This window comes from Oleiphilus sp. HI0128 (assembly GCF_001635365.1).
In genome coordinates, this window is record NZ_LWGG01001155.1 from 1 (window position 1) to 1,186 (window position 1,186).

Annotated in this window: 2 protein-coding genes; both read left to right on the forward strand. The window is 43.0% G+C overall.

What is annotated here, in order from left to right:
* Positions 1–259: undecaprenyl diphosphate synthase family protein (locus A3763_RS19600; RefSeq protein WP_197482996.1), on the forward strand; the 259-nt coding region annotated here is incomplete at its 5' end.
* Between the two features lie 20 nt (positions 260–279).
* Positions 280–1,110 carry a phosphatidate cytidylyltransferase gene (locus A3763_RS19605; protein WP_068508223.1) on the forward strand — a complete coding sequence of 277 codons (831 nt, stop codon included), beginning with the start codon at positions 280–282 and terminating at the stop codon, positions 1,108–1,110.
* Positions 1,111–1,186: the final 76 nt, after the last annotated feature.

Consider the following 1,186-nt stretch of genomic DNA (forward strand, 5'->3'; position numbering starts at 1 on the left):
TGAAGATGTGAGCGAAGACTTAATTCAATCACATATCTCTTTGGGTGACTTGCCTTTACCTGATTTAATGATTCGCACTGCGGGTGAGCAGCGCATCAGCAATTTTATGTTATGGCAATTGGCCTACGCAGAATTCTATTTTTCCGATTTGTACTGGCCCGATTTCAAGAAGGAACAGATGCTGGAAGCCTTAAAAGCCTATGCTGGACGAAAGCGGCGCTTTGGGCAAACTGATGATCAGTTGGATCAGGCCGAGTAAATAATCACGGGACTCTTTTTGTGTTAAAACAACGAATAATTACAGCTTTAATTCTTGCTCCACTTGTTTTGGGGGGTGTTTTTTTACTGCCTCCAGAGTATTTTTCTTGGTTTGTCGCAGCTATTGTTATTTTAGGTGCCTGGGAATGGGCTAACCTTTCAGGCGTGAGCGCTTCTGCAGCGCGAGTGGTTTATGCTCTCGTTATGGCGGTTTTCCTATTTTTGCTTGTCGGCAGTATGTCTCTTCCCTGGGTATTAACACTTTCTGTTGCATGGTGGGCCTTGGCATGTGTTCTGGTCATGACTTTTCCAGAATCATCTTCCCTGTGGAAGGGGAAAATAGTTCAGTTACTGCTTGGTTTTGTTGTGCTTGCTCCTTTGTGGAAGGCTTTAGTTTTTCTACGCTCAAGTGAATATGCGCCCTTAGCTGACTTAAATGTTCTTTGGCTTATTTTTTATATCTTGATGTTAGTGTGGGCCGCGGATACGGGGGCTTATTTCGCTGGCCGAGCTTTTGGTAAGAAGAAATTAGCACCAAAAGTTTCCCCTGGAAAATCGTGGGCTGGAGCCTGGGGCGGTCTGGCTGCTTGTCTATTGTTATCTCTGATTGCTAGTAATTTGCTAGAACATAATTTCGCAATGACTATACAGTTTGCAGTCATTTCAATTATTACTGGTTCAATCTCAATAATTGGTGACTTAACAGAGAGTATGTTTAAGCGACAACGCGGTATTAAAGATAGTAGTAATCTGCTTCCTGGTCATGGCGGTGTGCTTGATCGTATTGATAGCTTGGTTGCCGCGATTCCAGTGTTTGTCTTTGCTTTATACAATCTCTCTTGGGTCGCCTAGTGTTATTCTACTTTTCGCAAACTCTCAGTAATTCAGGTTATTAAGTGTCGACTATTCAAAGTGTATGTGTCTTGGG